This is a genomic window from Pseudonocardia sp. Ae717_Ps2 (genome assembly GCF_001932475.1).
Lineage (GTDB): Bacteria > Actinomycetota > Actinomycetes > Mycobacteriales > Pseudonocardiaceae > Pseudonocardia.
This window is the reverse complement of the sequence record NZ_MCIS01000001.1, coordinates 5,234,198-5,249,106: the sequence shown is the minus strand read 5'-3', so window position 1 is coordinate 5,249,106 and position 14,909 is coordinate 5,234,198. Positions and strand designations below refer to the sequence as shown.

Here is a 14,909-nt window from a genome sequence, read left to right as displayed (position 1 = left end):
GCGCGGGTGGCACACTGGTGAGGTGAGCACTGGTGAGGTGGGTGTCGAGGTCGGCGACTGCGGTGACGAGCGGGCGGAGACGCCGCAGCCCAGGGTGACTCCCGCGCCGTCGCACCTGTTCGACGCGGTGGACGAGGCGCGGGCCGCGGCCGTCGAGGAGGCGGCCGACGAGCTGGGGGCCGACGCGGCCGTGGCCGCCGTCGGCGCGCACCTGGGCACGACCGTCGAGGACGACGGCTCGGTCACCCACTCCTTCGCCGCGCACCTGCCCGGCTACCGCGGCTGGCGCTGGGCGGTCACCGTCGCCGCCGCGGCCGACGACGGGCCGGTGACGGTCTCGGAGTCGGTGCTGCTGCCCGGCTCGACCGCGCTCGTCGCCCCCGACTGGGTGCCGTGGGACCAGCGCGTGCGTCCCGGCGACCTCAAGCCCGGTGACCTGCTGCCCACCCCGGCCGACGACCCGCGCCTGGTGCCGGGCTACGTCGACTCCGGGGACCCGGCCGTCGACGCGCTCGCCCGCGAGGTCGGGCTCGGCCGCGAACGGGTGCTGTCCTACGAGGGCCGCATCGCCGCCGCCGAACGCTGGCAGGACGGGGAGCGCGGCCCGGGCGCCGACCTCGCCCGGTCCGCGCCCGCGTCCTGCGGGACCTGCGGGTTCCTGGTGCCGCTCGCCGGGTCGCTGCACGGCGTGTTCGGGGTCTGCGCGAACGGCTCCTCCCCGGCCGACGCCCAGGTCGTCGCCGTCGAGTTCGGCTGTGGCGCGCACTCCTCGGTCACCGAGCCGTCCGGCTCCCCGGTCCACGTCTCGGCGCTGGTCTACGACGACGGCGTCGACCTCGAGCCGGTCGGGTCCTGAGCTCCACCGGCGTCGCGGGCGGCACCGACCCGTTCGGCACGGCGGCGCTGCGGGACGGGGTCCTGACGGCCTGGTCGTCGTCGCCGACCCGGTTCCGGGAGGACGTCAACGCCGAGGACGACCTGCGCCGCGGTGGCTACGCCGACACCTGGGTCGCCGAGCTGCTCCAGAACGCCGCCGACGCCGCGCTCGCCGCGGACCTGCCCGGCCGGGTCCGGGCGGTCGTGGTGGACGGTGAGCTGCGCGTCGCCAACACCGGGGCCCCGCTCGACGCCGCCGGGGTCGCCGCGCTCGCCGCGCTGCGGGCCTCGGCCAAGCGGGACACCGCCGGCACCACCGGCCGCTTCGGCGTCGGGTTCGCCGCGGTCCTCGCCGTCTGCACCGCGCCGCGCCTGGTGACCGCCGCGGGCGGCGTCGCGTTCTCCGCCGCCCGGACCGCGGTCGAGGTGGCCGCACTGGGCGGTGAGGCGGCCGCCGAGCTGGCCCGCGACGCCCGGGTGCCGGTGCTGCGGCTGGCCTGGCCCGCGCCGGAGGAGGAGCCGCCGCCGCCCGGGTTCGCCACCGAGGTCCGGCTGCGTCCGGTACCCGGCATCGACCCGCGCGACCTGCTCGACGAACTCGCCCGCACCGCCGGTGACCTGCTGCTGGCGCTCCCGGGGCTGGAGTCGGTGACCGCGGGCCCGGTGACCGTCGCCCGCACCGACCTCGGCGACGGCCGGGTGCGGGTCGGGGACACCGGGTACCTGCTGGTCACCGGGGACGCGGGCGTCCGCTGGGCGCTGCGACTGCGCGGCGACCGGCCCGCCCCGTACGGACCCGACGACGGCGAGGTCCTGCACGCCCCCACCCGCAGCGCCGAGCAGCTGTCGCTGCCCGCCCGGCTGATCGCGCCGTTCCCGCTCGACCCGGACCGCCGCCGGATCCGTGCCGACGACCCGGCCGTCGACGTGCTGGTCGACGCCGCGGCGGCCGCCTACGCCGACCTCGTCCGGCGGGTCGACCCCGCCGAGCGCGCCGGGCTGGTGCCGGAGCCGGGCTTCCCGCGCTCGCCGCTCGACGGCCGACTCCGCGACGCCCTCCTCACCACCCTCACCCACACCCCGTGGCTCCCCGCCGCCGCATCCCCCACCGGCACCGCACCGGGGGTGGGGGAGGACGACGCGGGACTGTTCGCGCCGAGTCGGGCGGAGTGGCTCGACGTCCCGGGCGACGGCGTGGCGGAGCTGCTCGCCGCGTGCGACCCGGCGTTCTCCCGGCTCGTCGCGTCCGGGGTCGTCCCGCCCGCCGCGCTCGGCGTGGACCGGATCGGCGCGGCCGCGCTGGCCGAGCGGCTGACCGGCGTCGAAGCGGCTCCCGGCTGGTGGCGGGAGCTGTACGCGGCCCTCGCCCCGGCCGTCGACACCGTCCCGGGGCTGGCGGCCGAGCTGGGCGCGCTGCCCGTCCCGCTCGTCGACGGTCGTCTGGTGCCCGGGCCCGCCTCGGTGCTGCTCCCCGACGGCGACGCCCCGGCCGCCGTGACGGCGCTCCCCGAGCTGCGGATCGCCCACCCCGACGCCGTCCACCCGCTGCTGCGCCGTCTCGGTGCCGCCGACGCCGACCGCGACACCCTGCTCGACGCCCCAGCCCTGCACGCGGCCGTCGAGCGGTCCGTCGACGACGCCGAGGCCGGCCTGGACACCACCGCGGCGGCCCGTGCCGTCCTCGCTCTGCTCGACACCCCCGCCGCCGCGCCGGACCCCCGGTTCGGGTCCCTGGCGCTCACCGACGACGACGGCCGCCCCGCCCGCGCCGACGAGCTCGTCCTGCCCGACGCCGCCGTCCGGGACCTGCTCGACCCGGACGCCCCGGTCGGCGTGCTGGGGCCGGAGTGGGCCGACGTGTCCCGCGACGCCCTGGTCGCCGCGGGCGTGCTGGACCGGTTCACGGTCGTCCCGTTCGACCCCGACGTACTGCACGACGGCGAGCACTACCCCGACGACGGTGACACCCCGCCCGCCGTGCGCGACCTCGACCTCGTCGCCGACGACCGCTGGCCCGCGGCGCTGGCCCTGCTCGCCGCCGACCGCGACACCCGGGCTGCGCTGCTCACCGGCTACACCGCCTGGTGGCTGTCGCGCCACGTCCGCCTCGACGGCCGGCTCCCCAGCACGTGGCGGCTGCGCTCGGCGACCGGCCTGGCCGGGCTCTACGACGAGGTCGCGGCCCTGCCCGGCGTCGACGACGCGGTGCTCACCGCGGTCGGGGTCCGGGACCGGGTCGTCGTCGACGGGCCGGACGAGGTCGTCGAACTGCTCGACCGGCTGGCCGACCCGGCCCGCACGGTGAGCGGGGAGGTCGCCGCGGCCGCCTACGCCGCGCTCGCCGCGGCCGTCGCCGACGGGCGGGTGGACCTCGACGACGTCGACCCGCCGGACCGGGTCCGCACGGTGACCGGGCAGGTCGCGCCGACCGACCGCGCCGTCGTCCTCGACGCGCCCTGGGTGCTGCCCGCGCTGGACGCGGTGCCCGCGGTCCCCGGCGGGCCCGATCCGGCCGCGCTCGCGGAGCTGCTCGACGTGCCGCTGGCCTCGGACCGGGTCGCCGGGACGGCCCGCGGCACCGGCACCTCCGGCCCGTGGACGGCCGACCCCGAGGTCGCCGCGGCGCTGGCCGCGCTGGGGGAACCCGCGCCCCCGGGGCGGCTGCACCGGCACGAGGAGCTGGTCGTCGACCTCCACGACGGCGGGACGGTGACCGTCCCGGCGTGGCCCGGCCGCGGCGACGACTGGCACGCCGCCGACCCGCTGCGGGCGCTGGTGGCTGCGCTGGCGCTCCGGCGCCGTGTCAGGATGCTCGGGTGAGTGAACGACTGCCCCGACGTGTCGCGGTGCTGTCGGTGCACACCTCCCCGACCGAGCAGCCCGGCACCGGCGACGCCGGCGGGATGAACGTCTACGTCGCACAGACGGCGATCCGGATGGCCCGCCGCGGCGTCGAGGCGGAGATCTTCACCCGCGCCACGTCGTCGGAGCAGCCGTCGACGGTCGAGCTGGAGCCGGGCGCGACGGTCCGGTTCGTCGCCGCGGGCCCCTTCGAGGGGCTCGGCAAGGACGACCTGCCGAGCCAGCTGTGCGCGTTCACCGCCGGGGTGCTGCGGGCAGAGGCCCGCCACGACCCGGGCTGGTACGACGTCGTGCACTCCCACTACTGGCTGTCCGGCCAGGTCGGGTGGCTGGCCCGGGACCGCTGGGGGGTGCCGCTGGTGCACTCCGCGCACACCCTGGCCAAGGTCAAGAACGCCGCGCTCGCCGCCGGGGACACCCCCGAGCCGCGGGTCCGGGTGATCGGCGAGGACCAGGTCGTCGCGGAGGCGGACCGGCTGGTGGCGAACACCGAGATCGAGTCCAAGCAGCTGCTCGACCTCTACGACGCCGACCCCCACCGCACCGTCACCATCCCGCCGGGGGTGGACACCGACCGTTTCCGGCCCGGCGACCGGGCCGCGGCCCGCGCCGAGCTGGGACTCCCGGCCGGGGCCGTGGTGCTGGCGTTCGTCGGGCGCATCCAGCGCCTGAAGGCCCCCGACGTGCTGTTGCGCGCCGCCGCCGAGCTGGTCGCGCGGGTACCGGGGCTGCGTGAACGCCTCGTCGTGCTCGTCGCGGGCGGGCCGTCGGGGTCCGGGCTGGCCGAGCCGACCTCGCTGCACGAGCTGGCCGCCGAGCTGGGGATCACCGATCTGGTCCGGTTCCTGCCGCCGCGGGCCGGCGACGAGCTGGTGACGGTCTACCGGGCGGCCGACGTCGTCGCCGTCCCGAGCCACAACGAGTCGTTCGGGCTGGTCGCGCTGGAGGCCCAGGCCTGCGGGACGCCGGTGGTGGCGACCCGGGTGGGCGGGCTGCCGGTCGCCGTCGCCGAGGGCCGGTCCGGGCTGCTCGTCACCGGGCACGACATCTCCGACTGGGCCGACGCGCTGGGCGAGCTCGCGCTCGACCCGGGCCGTCGCGAGCAGATGGGGCGGACCGCGGCGACGCACGCGCACCGCTTCTCCTGGGACCGGACGACCGACGCCCTGCTGGGCGCCTACGACGAGGCCCGCACCGAGTTCGCGGCGCGGCGACGGGGGGACGCATGAGCGAGCTGGAGCAGCGGATCGGGGCCGCGCTCGCCGACTCCGGGGCCGAGTACGTCCACCGTGGACCAGGGCAGTGGCTGGTCACCCTCCCCGGCGAGGCCCGGCTCCAGACCCAGACCTGGCTGATCCTGCGCGAACAGACCCTCGCGGTGCAGGCGTTCGTGTGCCGCAGGCCCGACGAGAACCACGAGGGCGTCTACCGGTTCATGCTGCTGCGCAACGCCAAGCTCTACGGCGTGCACTACTGCCTGGACCGGGTCGGGGACATCCACCTCGTCGGGCGGCTGGCGCGGCACGCCGTCACCGCGGACGAGCTCGACCGCGTCCTCGGATCGGTGCTGGAGGCCGCCGACGGCGACTTCAACACCTTCCTGGAGCTGGGCTTCGCCTCCTCCATCCGCCGCGAGTACGCCTGGCGTACCGAACACGGCGAGTCCACGGCGAACCTCACGGCGTTCGAGCACCTGTTCGACGACTGACCCTCACGGGCGGTCCGTCGCCCGCGGCGGGCCGGCCGGCAGCGACACCCTGGCCCGATCGTTGATGCCCACGAGCAGCACGGTGGTCTCATCGGTCAGGGCGGTCCAGCGGTGGTCCACACCGGCGGAGCAGTACAACGCGGCGCCCGCGGCGAGCTCGAACTCCTCGTCGCCGGCCCAGACCCGCGCGGTCCCGCGCACGACGTAGAGCAGCTCGTCGTGCGGGTGGCGGAAGGAGTCCCCGGCGCGGCCCGTGCTGCCGGTGAACTCCAGCGCGTGCAGGTGCCGATCCCCGCGGACGAGGGTGCGGACCCGGCCCGCCCCGTCGGCGATGGCGTTGTCCTCCGGTGCGACGACGTCGACCCGGCCCGCCTCCTCCGCGGCCGAGAGCAGCGCGACGGCGGTGGTGTCCAGGGCCGCGGCCAGTGCCTGCAGCGACCGCATGCTGGGCGCGGCCCTGCCGTTCTCCACCTGGGACAGGAAGGGGACGGACAGGCCGCTGGCCGCGGCCACGTCGGCGAGGGTGGCACGGCGCTCCCTGCGCAGCGCGCGGACGACGGCGCCCACCTGAGGCCCTGACATGTCACACACCTTTCACACACGGGCCTGGTCTCCCGGCTCGGACTGGATCAAACTTTTGATGTCAAAAGTTTGATCCCTGATGGAGGTTCTCATGGACCAGCGGACGCTGGCACGGCGGCGCACCGGACTGATCGAGCACGACCCGGAGCACGCGTTCCCCGGGTACACCCTGTACACGCCGCTGGCGGCGGGTGGCGCGGAGACCGGCCTGGTGCGGCTGGTGGACATGGCGGGCACCGTCGTTCACGAGTGGCGGCCACCGTGGCGGGCGGGCAGACACGCGCGGATCCTCCCGAACGGGAACCTGGCGTACAACGGTGTGCATCCCGACGGCCCGGAGCTCTTCCCGTTCTGGGAGAAGTACCGCGGCGGGGTGATGGCCGAGCTCGCCCCCGACGGCACCGTCGTGCGCGAGCACCGCGACCCGCTCGCCCACCACGACGCGCACCACCTCGGCGACGGCCGCGTGCTCTACACGGTGCTGGAGGAGCTCGGGCCGGCCGCCTCGGCGGCGGTCCGCGGGGGCGTCCCCGGCACCGAGCACGCGGGCGCGGTGTACGCCGACGTGATCACCGAGGTCGACGCCGACGGGACCGAGACGTGGCGCTGGCACGCCGCCGAGCACCTCGACCCCGACGAGTACCCGCTCGGGGCGCACTACCCGCGCGAGCACTGGCCCTTGATCAACAGCGTCGTGCCGATGGCCGACGGCACCGTGCTCGCCAGCCTGCGGTCGGTCTCCGCGGTGATCGTGATCGACCGGGCCAGCGGGAAGGTCCTGCGCCGGTCGGCGCCCGGGACGGTGTCCCAGCAGCACCACGCCCAGGAGCTCCCGGACGGCAACGTCCTGGTCTTCGACAATGGCGTGTTCCGGCCGGGGGAGAGCGTCCCCTTCAGCAGGGTGGTCGAGCTGGACCCCGAGCTGCACGAGGTCGTGTGGAGCTGGCGGGACCCGCAGCCCGAGGCGTTCTTCACCCCGTTCATGGGAGCCGTCCAGCGGCTGCCGGGCGGCAACACCCTGATCACCGAGTCCGGGTTCGGCAGGCTGTTCGAGGTGACGGGGGAGGGCCGGGTCTGCTGGGAGTACGTGCTCCCCGAGATCGGCACCTACGCCGACGAACGGGTCCGGCGGAACTTCCCCGGGCCGTCGAACGCGTTGTTCCGGGCCTACCGGTACGCCCCCGACGAGCTGCCCTGGCTGGACCGGTGAGCGCGCCGACGGTCGACCCGACCGGGCAGCGGGTGCCGCTGCGGGTGCTGGCGCCGCTGTCCGTGCAGCACCTGCTGGTGATGGTGGCCGGGCCGGTCTCGTCGGCCTTCCTGCTGTCCGCCGCGCTGGAGCTCGACGCCGCCGCCGGGGCCCGGTTGCTCGCCGCGCTGCTGCTGGTGTCGGGGATCGGCACGGCACTGCAGTCCATCGGTCCGTTCGGGATCGGGGCCCGGCTGCCCTTCGTGATGCTGCCCGGTGGGGCGGCGGTGGCCCTGTTCGCGCAGATCGCGCGGGAAGCGGGACCGGCCGCGGCGAGTGGCGCGGTCGTGGTCACCGGGCTGGCCGTCGTCGTGCTGGCGCCGGTGTTCACCCGGCTCATGCGGTTCTTCCCGCCGGTGGTGCTGGGGACGATGATCGTCGTCGTCGGCGTCAACCTGGTGAAGATCAACGCTGGGCTCGTGTCGGACACCCCGACGGGGCCGTCGCCGTGGGCGCTCGCGCTGGTCGCGGTCACGGTGGGCACGATCGTCGTCGCCCATCGGGTCTTGCCCGGTGGCCTGAGCCGGCTCGCGGTCCTGCTCGGCATCCTCGCCGGGGCCGTGGTGGCCGCGGTCGCGGGGCGGATCACCCCGCCGGCGCCCGGTCCGCTGCTGGCGCTGCCCGAGCCGTTCCCGTTCGGCGCGCCGGAGCTCCTGCTGCCCGCGATGGTGCCGCTGCTGTTGTTCTCGATCGGCGCGATGGCCGAGGCGGCCGGACAGACGGTGCTCACCGCCGAGGCGGTGGACCGGCCGGTGGGCCGGCACGACGTCACCCGGACCGTGCGGGGCGACGGGGTCACCTCGGTGCTCGCCGGGCTCCTCGGAGGACCGCTGATGGTCACCAGCGGCGAGAACATCGGCATCGTCCGGCTGTCGCGGGTGCGCAGCCGGTACGTCACCGTCGGCACGGCCGTGCTGCTCGTGGTGCTGTCCGTGTGTGCCCCGGTCGCCCGCTGGGTCGCGGCCGTGCCGAGCGCGGTGGTCGGCGCCGCGGGTGTGGTGGTCTTCGCGATGGTCGCCGCGCTCGGCGTCGGCATGGTCGCCCGGAGCGGGCTCGGCGACGACCGGGCGCTGATGACGGCGACGCTCGCGCTGGCGGCCGGGCTGCTGCCGGTCCTGATGCCGACGGTCTACCAGGCGCTCCCGGTCACGCTGCGGCTCGTCCTGGGCAGCGGCGTGACGATGGCCGCGCTGGTCGGAGCCCTGGCCCACCACCTGCTGCGTCGCACGGAGCCACGGCCGGAGACGCGGCCGGAGGCGCAGGCGGAGCCACGGACGGAGCCACGACCGGAGGGGTGAGCGGCGGGGTCACCCGGCCCGACGGGGCCCCGCACGGCACCTCGCCACCGGCCTTCCGGTCCGGCAGCGGTCCCGGCCCGTTCCGCGGGACCGGACCGCCCCGGCCGGTCCCGCGGTGCGGTCCTGGCACGGCCGCCCCTCATGGGCGATGATCGGCGTCGCCTCTGTTCCGTAGGACCTCGCGAAGGAGCGACCCTTGTCGTTGCGCAGCCCGTACCCGGACGTCGAGATCCCCGACGTCTCGCTCACCGAGTTCTTGTTCGCCGACGGCTTCGGCGACCGGGCGGATGCGCCGGCGATCGTCGACGGCACCACCGGCGACCAGCTGACCTACACCGAGTTCCACGGCCTGGTCGAGAAGATCGCCGGTGGGCTCGCCGCCCGCGGCATCGGGAAGGGCGACGTCGTCGCGCTGTTCGCGCCCAACCTGCCGCAGTGGGCGGCACTGTTCCACGGCATCCTGCGTGCCAACGGGATCGTGACCAGCGCGAACTCGATGTACACCGGCGGCGAGCTGGCCCACCAGCTCAAGGACTCTGGCGCGAAGATGGTGATCACCGTCTCGCCGTTCCTCGACCGCGCCGTGGTGGGGGCGAAGGAGGCCGGGCTGTCCGAGGACGTCGTCCTCACCATCGACGCCACCGAGGGCCACGACTCGCTGCGCGACCTCGTGAGCTCCGGCGCCCCGGCGCCCGAGCTGACGACCTCCGCGACCGACACCGCGGTGCTGCCCTACTCCTCCGGCACCACCGGCCTGGCCAAGGGCGTGGTGCTGACCCACCGCAACCTGGTGGCGAACCTGCTCCAGATCCAGGTCATGGGCAACGTGACCAGCGAGACCAAGATCATGGCGTTCCTGCCGTTCTTCCACATCTACGGCATGACCGTGATGATGAACCAGGGGCTGCACGCGCGCGCCACCGTCGTCACCATGCCGAAGTTCGACCTCGAACAGTTCCTGACCATCACCCAGGACCTGCAGGTCGACCGGCTCTACATCGCCCCGCCGGTCGCCGTCGCGCTGGCCAAGCACCCGATCGTCGAGAAGTTCGACCTGTCCTGCGTGAAGACGATCTTCTCCGGTGCCGCCCCGCTGGACGGCGAGCTCGGCCGCGCCGTCGCCAAGCGGCTGAACTGCACCGTGCTGCAGGGCTACGGCATGACCGAGCTGTCCCCGGTCAGCCACTGCATGCCCGACGACCGCGGCGACCTCGACCTGAACTCGTCCGGTTTCGCGCTGCCGAACATCGAGTGCAAGCTGGTCGACCCGGAGTCCGGCGAGGAGGTCGGTGTCGGCGAGCGCGGCGAGCTGTGGGTGAAGGGCCCGAACGTGATGGTCGGGTACCTCAACAACGACTCCGCGACCGACGCCACCAAGGACGCCGACGGCTACCTGCACACCGGCGACATCGCCGTCGTCGACGACGAGGGCGTCTACTCGATCGTCGACCGGGTCAAGGAGCTCATCAAGTACAAGGGCTACCAGGTGCCGCCCGCCGAGCTGGAGGCGCTGCTGCTGACCCACGACAAGATCGCCGACACCGCGGTCATCGGGGTCAAGGACGCCGACGGCGAGGAGGTCCCGAAGGCGTTCGTGGTGAAGCAGTCCTCGGGTGGGGACCTGACCGAGGACGAGGTCATGACCTTCGTCGCGGAGAGGGTCGCGCCGCACAAGAAGGTGCGCGTGGTCGAGTTCATCGACCAGATCCCGAAGTCGGCCGCGGGGAAGATCCTGCGGAAGGACCTGCGGGCTCGGGAGACCGAGCAGGCCTGACCCTTCTGAACGGCCGGGACGGCGTTGTCACCTGCGGGGACGCGGGGACGGCGCCGTCCCGTCGTCTGTGGCGGTGCGGGGCGCCCCGGGGGTGTCCAGAACGGTGCAGTCTGGTGTGGACGGACGAAACCGCTGGCCGTTCCGCCGCTCGCGCTCCACACTCTCACGGTGGCCACGCACACCGCGGACGAGTTCCTGGGGCTCACGCCTCGTGAGGCACGGGCGTGGGCCGGGGCGCTCGGGTGGGCGTTCCGCGACGTCACCCGGGACGCGTGGCGGGAGGACGACTGCCGGTTCGACCGCATCAACGTCGTCTTCGGCACGAGCGGTTTCGTCGTCTGGGCCGACATCGAGTAGCGCTTCACCGATCCGGCGCTCCTGAGATCCGGCCGTGCCTGTGCGGCGCGCTCCCGACCGGCTCAGGCGGTCGCCTCCTGCACGATCGCGGTAATCGTCTTCTCCGCGTCGGCGGAGATCCCGTTCACGAACCACCCCGACCCGACCAGCGGCGACGACGTCGAGAACGCCGCCTTCTCGGTGAATGCGAACGAGATCAGACCCTCGTCGTTCCGGAAGAACACCAGGACCGGGCCGCCACGGGCGTAGCCGGGCTGGCCGTAGTACAGCTTGGGCTGCAGGTCGGGCACCGCCGCCACGATAGGACGCCGCCGCCGTGCTCGACGTGGGTGGAGTCGCCGGGCATGGCCCGCCGCCGCTCTAGACAGGCAAGTTGCTACTTGCCTATAGTCCCGGACGTGGGTGACATCTACCGGGCTCTCGCCGATCCCACTCGGCGCGCGCTGCTCGATGCACTCACGGCGACCGATGGACAGACGTTGTTCGCGCTCTGTGGCGCGCTACTCGAACGGGGCTTTTCTCCGACCCGGCAGGCCGTCTCCCAGCATCTCGCAGTTCTGGAGGACGCCGGACTGGTCACCGTCCGACGGCAGGGCCGCTACAAGTTCCACGACATCGATACCCGCCCGCTGCGTGAGATAGCGCAGCGTTGGCCAGAGCCTCCAGGAGCGACGTGATGGCGAAGGTGTCCTACTGCAATGTCTATGTCGACGACCAAGACCAGGCGAAGCGGTTCTACTGCGATGTGATGGGATTTGAGATCAAGCACGACATTCCGATCGGGGAGCATCGCTGGCTCACCGTCACCGCCCCCGGTGACCCGGAGGGGCCGCAGCTGCTGCTCGAGCCCGATGTGCACCCGGCCGTGAAGACCTACAAGACGGCGCTGGTCGAGGACGGCATCCCGCTGGCGGCCTTCGAGGTCGACGACGTGCAGACCGAGGTGGACCGGCTCGTCTCGGAGCACGCCACGACCGTCGTCCAACGACCTACTCCCGCCGGTGAGGTGACGATCGCGGTCGTGGACGACACCTGCGGGAACCTGATCCAGTTGTTCTCCTACTGACGGCCGTGATCCGGCACGTCGAGAAGTACCTTAGAGGTCGCGCGGATTGATGGATGATCATGGGCGGCGGTGTGGTCGGCTGTCCCAGCGGTGCGTGGTCCAGGCCTGCCGGATCAGGCTACGGAGTGTGATGATGGTGTCGGCGAGGTCGAAGAACGCGTCGACGACGGTTTCGCGGCGTTCGTAGCAGCGCTGCAGCCGGTTGAAGCTGTTGTGCCAGGCGTTGGTGCGCTCGATGTGCCAGCGTTGGGTGGCCTGGATCGGTGCTTTCTCGCCCTTGCGCGCGATCTCGCTGTGCAGGCCCCGTTCGGTGAGTGTGTCGCGGGTCTTACCGGAGTCATAGCCGGCGTCGAGGTGCACGGTGATGTCGTCGGGCAGCGGGCCGAGAGCGTCGAGGTGGTCGAGAGTGGGGCCCAGTAGCGGGGAGTCGTGGCGGTGTGCCCCGGCCAGGACCCGGCCCAGTGGGATGCCATGGCCCTCGACGAGCACCGATCGCTTCATGCCCTGTTTACGCCGGTCAACCGGTGACGGTCCGGCGACCTCACCGCCGCCGGGGGCCTTGGTGATGGCGCCGTCGACGGCAACGTCGTCAAGCAACAGGCCGACGATGCGGTCGTAGGCGTCCAGGGCGATCCGGCGTAGCTGGGCGAAGACCCCGAGCCGGATCCACTCGTCACGGCGATCGCGGATGGTGGTCGCCGAGCAGGTGCTGTCGGAGACGCCCTGATACGGGCAGCCGAACCGCAGCACCTGCAGGAGCTTGTCGAACACGACCCGATCCGCGATCCGGCGGCGGTGACAGCCCCACGGATGAGTGGGATCGAACTCGACCCGGGGCGGCAGCAGCGCGGCGAACTGGTCCCACAACGGCTCGGTCAACCATGATGGCAGGGCGGGCACGCGGCCTCCAGACGATCACGAAGAGTCAACAACTTCATGATCGACAGGCCCGTGCCCGCCCCTCACCATCGACACCCGGCCGCGACCCAGCTGTGATCAATCCGCGCGACCTCTTAGTGCTGTCGAGGGCTGCCCGGACAGCGCTCATGTACTGATCGACGTCGTCCGGGCGGTCGGGGCGGCGGGTGACCACTTCTCCGAGGGGTGGTGGGTCAGCGGCGGTACCAGTCGTCGCCGTCGCCGCCCGCCCGACGGGTGAGGTAGTCCCGCAGCGATCCGGCGACCCGGTGGCGCGAGTCGGTCTCGTGGTCCCACACGACCACCTCCGGGCGGTTCGGCAGTGCCGGGAAGCCGAACAGGTCGCCCCCGCCGTTGTCGGCGAAGAAGATCAGCTGGTCGAAGGGCAGGTAGAGTTCGGCGAGGCCGGGGTCGCGGCGCAGGGCCAGGTTGTCGTCGACGATCCGACGGGCCGGATGGACCAGGGCGGCGCCGTGGCGGCCGTGCAGTCCGTCGGTCTCGAGGAGCAGTGCCCGCAGGTCCGGGGGCACCTCGTGGCCCAGCTCGGTGCCGATGGCATCAACGTCGTCCGGGGAGGCCGGCCGGGCAGGCTCGACGACGTCGAACAGCCGCTGCGCCAGCTCGATCCACACCCGGCGACCGTACCGGTGCGACGGGGCGGGTCAGCGGCCCGCGGTCTCCTCCGGGGTCTCGCCGAAGGCGCGGGTGTATGCCACCCGGAACCCGCCGGGCCGGACGAAGCCCCACCGGCCCGCGATGCGCTCCACCGCCGTCGCGTCGCCCGTCGCGCGCAGGTCGTCGCGCACGCCGTGGAGCCGGGCGCGCCACAGCACGGTGGCCGGGTCGGTCCCGGCCCGGCGCAGCCCGGCCAGCACGGTCCGGGCCGGGGCCCCGGTCAGCCGGGCCAGCTCCGTCGGGTCGACGGGACGGTGCGCGTGCGCGCGCAGGTGCTCGGTGACGCGGCGGACCAGGCGGGCGGGCAGCGCCGGGGTGCGGGCCGGCCCGCGGCGGGTGACCTCGTCGAGCACGGTGTTCGGGAACGTCTCCAGGAACCGGGACGCCAGCAGTCCGAACGCCTCGTCCAGCGCGACGGACCCGTCCAGCAGCATCGGGTTGCCGAGCACCCGGTCCCGCACGTGCACCACGGTGGCGGCCCAGCGGCGCGCGTGTTCCTCACTCAGCGGGGTGATCCCGGTCAGCCGCACCCGGTCGGTCGCGACGCCGTGCACCTGCCCCGCCCAGCGGGCCAGGGCCGCCGGGTCGAGGCCCACGACGTCGAGGTCGATGTCCTCGGCGAGGTCGCGGAAACGGCCCTCGGGCGGGAGCACCCCGACGTCACCGGGCTGCAGCAGCACGGTGCCGTACGCCTCGGTGTCCAGGCGCATGCGTCCGCCCTGCACCAGATCGACGACGAACTCGTTCTCGACCGGGTCGACCATCGCGTCGATCTCGGCGGTGACCCACAGGTCGCTCAGTGAGAACCCCGGGGCGGCGACGGTCTCGTTCCCCACCTCGAAGTCGCGGCCGTCGCCCGCCGGCAGCACCACCGCGCCCCCGTAGAACTCCGCGACGAACCGTTCGACGTCGGCCGCCGACTCCATGCGGAAGCTCAGGCGTCGCACCCCGTTGCCGGGAGGCTGACCGTTCACTCGCCCTCCACCGGTGCACCGGGTGATCGGAAGCGGAAAGCTACCCCGTGACCGGGCATCGGCGCGACTCGCGCGGCCGCGGAACCGTCGGGGTCCGGCCGTAGCCTCCACCCATGGCGACTCCCTGGACGATCACCGTCGACTGTGCCGACGCACACCTGCTCGCGGAGTTCTGGAGCGCTGCGCTCGGCTACGCCCCCGCCCCGCCACCGACCGGGTTCGCGACCTGGGAGGCGTGGCTGGCCCACCACGAGGTGCCCGCCGACGAGTGGGGCGACGTCGCCGCGATCAGCGACCTGGAGGGCGCGGGCCCGCGGATCTCGTTCCTGCGGGTCGACGAGCCCCGCACGGTGAAGAACCGACTGCACCTGGACCTGCAGGTCTCCGGGGGCCGGCACCTGCCGGACGAGCTGCGCGGCGAGCGGCTGGGCGCGGAGGCGAGGCGGCTCTGTGCGCTGGGCGCGCGGGTCGTCGAGGAGCACCTGTCCCCAGGTTCTCCCCATGTGGACCACCTGTGGATGGCCGACCCGGAGGGCAACGACTTCTGCATCGTGTGAGGGCCCCCGATCA

At 73.8% G+C, this 14,909-nt stretch carries 16 protein-coding genes; 11 read left to right on the top strand and 5 right to left on the bottom strand.

Features of this window, described 5'->3' with window-relative positions:
- Nucleotides 1-22: 22 nt before the first annotated feature.
- From Ae717Ps2_RS24115 to Ae717Ps2_RS24100, 4 genes are read left to right on the top strand one after another with little or no spacing between them, the layout of a single operon-like run.
- On the top strand, nt 23-856 hold the full coding sequence (locus Ae717Ps2_RS24115) for a DUF3027 domain-containing protein (RefSeq protein ID WP_349289818.1): 834 nt from the start codon (nt 23-25) through the stop codon (nt 854-856).
- Nucleotides 754-3,696, top strand: coding sequence for a sacsin N-terminal ATP-binding-like domain-containing protein (locus Ae717Ps2_RS24110; protein ID WP_369804883.1), 2,943 nt, complete (start codon nt 754-756; stop codon nt 3,694-3,696). The genes Ae717Ps2_RS24115 and Ae717Ps2_RS24110 overlap by 103 nt, the downstream gene beginning before the upstream one ends.
- Nucleotides 3,693-4,967, top strand: a complete 1,275-nt coding sequence (gene mshA / locus Ae717Ps2_RS24105) for a D-inositol-3-phosphate glycosyltransferase (protein ID WP_075309936.1) — start codon at nt 3,693-3,695, stop codon at nt 4,965-4,967. The genes Ae717Ps2_RS24110 and mshA overlap by 4 nt, the downstream gene beginning before the upstream one ends.
- The gene (locus tag Ae717Ps2_RS24100; RefSeq protein ID WP_020625459.1) at nt 4,964-5,446 is read left to right on the top strand and encodes a YbjN domain-containing protein; all 483 of its coding nucleotides are present in this window, start codon (nt 4,964-4,966) and stop codon (nt 5,444-5,446) included. The genes mshA and Ae717Ps2_RS24100 overlap by 4 nt, the downstream gene beginning before the upstream one ends.
- A 3-nt stretch (nt 5,447-5,449) precedes the next feature.
- On the opposite strand, the gene Ae717Ps2_RS24095 is transcribed toward Ae717Ps2_RS24100, so the two are convergent.
- Nucleotides 5,450-6,028, bottom strand: coding sequence for a helix-turn-helix domain-containing protein (locus Ae717Ps2_RS24095; RefSeq protein WP_075309938.1), 579 nt, complete (start codon nt 6,026-6,028; stop codon nt 5,450-5,452).
- A gap of 91 nt (nt 6,029-6,119) precedes the next feature.
- Here Ae717Ps2_RS24095 and Ae717Ps2_RS24090 point away from each other — a divergent pair, with 91 nt between their 5' ends.
- From Ae717Ps2_RS24090 to Ae717Ps2_RS24075, 4 genes are all read left to right on the top strand, one after another.
- Nucleotides 6,120-7,238 carry an aryl-sulfate sulfotransferase gene (locus Ae717Ps2_RS24090; RefSeq protein WP_075333927.1) on the top strand — a complete coding sequence of 373 codons (1,119 nt, stop codon included), beginning with the start codon at nt 6,120-6,122 and terminating at the stop codon, nt 7,236-7,238.
- Nucleotides 7,235-8,575, top strand: a complete 1,341-nt coding sequence (locus tag Ae717Ps2_RS24085; protein WP_075309942.1) for a uracil-xanthine permease family protein — start codon at nt 7,235-7,237, stop codon at nt 8,573-8,575. The genes Ae717Ps2_RS24090 and Ae717Ps2_RS24085 overlap by 4 nt, the downstream gene beginning before the upstream one ends.
- 196 nt (nt 8,576-8,771) lie before the next feature.
- The gene (locus Ae717Ps2_RS24080) at nt 8,772-10,349 is read left to right on the top strand and encodes an AMP-binding protein (RefSeq protein WP_075333926.1); all 1,578 of its coding nucleotides are present in this window, start codon (nt 8,772-8,774) and stop codon (nt 10,347-10,349) included.
- Between the two features lie 168 nt (nt 10,350-10,517).
- On the top strand, nt 10,518-10,706 hold the full coding sequence (locus Ae717Ps2_RS24075; RefSeq protein WP_075309946.1) for a hypothetical protein: 189 nt from the start codon (nt 10,518-10,520) through the stop codon (nt 10,704-10,706).
- A 62-nt stretch (nt 10,707-10,768) separates the two neighbouring features.
- Here the strand turns inward: Ae717Ps2_RS24075 and Ae717Ps2_RS24070 are convergent, their stop codons facing one another.
- On the bottom strand, nt 10,769-10,996 hold the full coding sequence (locus Ae717Ps2_RS24070) for a hypothetical protein (RefSeq protein ID WP_139318911.1): 228 nt from the start codon (nt 10,994-10,996) through the stop codon (nt 10,769-10,771).
- A 108-nt stretch (nt 10,997-11,104) separates the two neighbouring features.
- On the opposite strand from Ae717Ps2_RS24070, the gene Ae717Ps2_RS24065 reads away from it, so the two are divergent.
- Both Ae717Ps2_RS24065 and Ae717Ps2_RS24060 read left to right on the top strand, forming a co-directional pair.
- On the top strand, nt 11,105-11,383 hold the full coding sequence (locus Ae717Ps2_RS24065) for a metalloregulator ArsR/SmtB family transcription factor (protein WP_020621658.1): 279 nt from the start codon (nt 11,105-11,107) through the stop codon (nt 11,381-11,383).
- A complete protein-coding gene (locus Ae717Ps2_RS24060) occupies nt 11,383-11,772 on the top strand; it encodes a VOC family protein (protein ID WP_075312747.1) in 390 nt (129 codons plus the stop codon). Before Ae717Ps2_RS24065 ends, Ae717Ps2_RS24060 begins: the two co-directional genes overlap by 1 nt.
- A 57-nt stretch (nt 11,773-11,829) precedes the next feature.
- On the opposite strand, the gene Ae717Ps2_RS24055 is transcribed toward Ae717Ps2_RS24060, so the two are convergent.
- The 3 genes from Ae717Ps2_RS24055 to Ae717Ps2_RS24045 all read right to left on the bottom strand — a co-directional run bounded on the left by Ae717Ps2_RS24055 (nt 11,830) and on the right by Ae717Ps2_RS24045 (nt 14,339).
- Entirely contained in the window at nt 11,830-12,672 is an 843-nt protein-coding gene (locus Ae717Ps2_RS24055) for an IS5 family transposase (RefSeq protein ID WP_075329730.1), read from the bottom strand.
- Between the two features lie 212 nt (nt 12,673-12,884).
- Nucleotides 12,885-13,322: an SMI1/KNR4 family protein gene (locus Ae717Ps2_RS24050; RefSeq protein WP_075309950.1), complete on the bottom strand. Its 438-nt coding sequence runs from the start codon at nt 13,320-13,322 to the stop codon at nt 12,885-12,887.
- Nucleotides 13,323-13,352: 30 nt separating this feature from the next.
- Nucleotides 13,353-14,339, bottom strand: coding sequence for an AraC family transcriptional regulator (locus tag Ae717Ps2_RS24045; RefSeq protein ID WP_075333925.1), 987 nt, complete (start codon nt 14,337-14,339; stop codon nt 13,353-13,355).
- A 113-nt stretch (nt 14,340-14,452) separates the two neighbouring features.
- On the opposite strand from Ae717Ps2_RS24045, the gene Ae717Ps2_RS24040 reads away from it, so the two are divergent.
- Nucleotides 14,453-14,896 (top strand): VOC family protein, encoded by a 444-nt coding sequence (locus tag Ae717Ps2_RS24040; RefSeq protein WP_075333924.1) that lies wholly within the window; start codon nt 14,453-14,455, stop codon nt 14,894-14,896.
- Nucleotides 14,897-14,909: the final 13 nt, after the last annotated feature.

Bases quoted from the DNA above. Each gene is read 5' to 3' on its own strand.
- Ae717Ps2_RS24090 (WP_075333927.1), top strand. From the start codon at position 6,120: ATGGACCAGCGGACGCTGGCACGGCGGCGCACCGGACTGATCGAGCAC.
- Ae717Ps2_RS24100 (WP_020625459.1), top strand. From the start codon at position 4,964: ATGAGCGAGCTGGAGCAGCGGATCGGGGCCGCGCTCGCCGACTCCGGG.
- Ae717Ps2_RS24095 (WP_075309938.1), bottom strand. From the start codon at position 6,028: ATGTCAGGGCCTCAGGTGGGCGCCGTCGTCCGCGCGCTGCGCAGGGAG.
- Ae717Ps2_RS24060 (WP_075312747.1), top strand. From the start codon at position 11,383: ATGGCGAAGGTGTCCTACTGCAATGTCTATGTCGACGACCAAGACCAG.
- Ae717Ps2_RS24040 (WP_075333924.1), top strand. From the start codon at position 14,453: ATGGCGACTCCCTGGACGATCACCGTCGACTGTGCCGACGCACACCTG.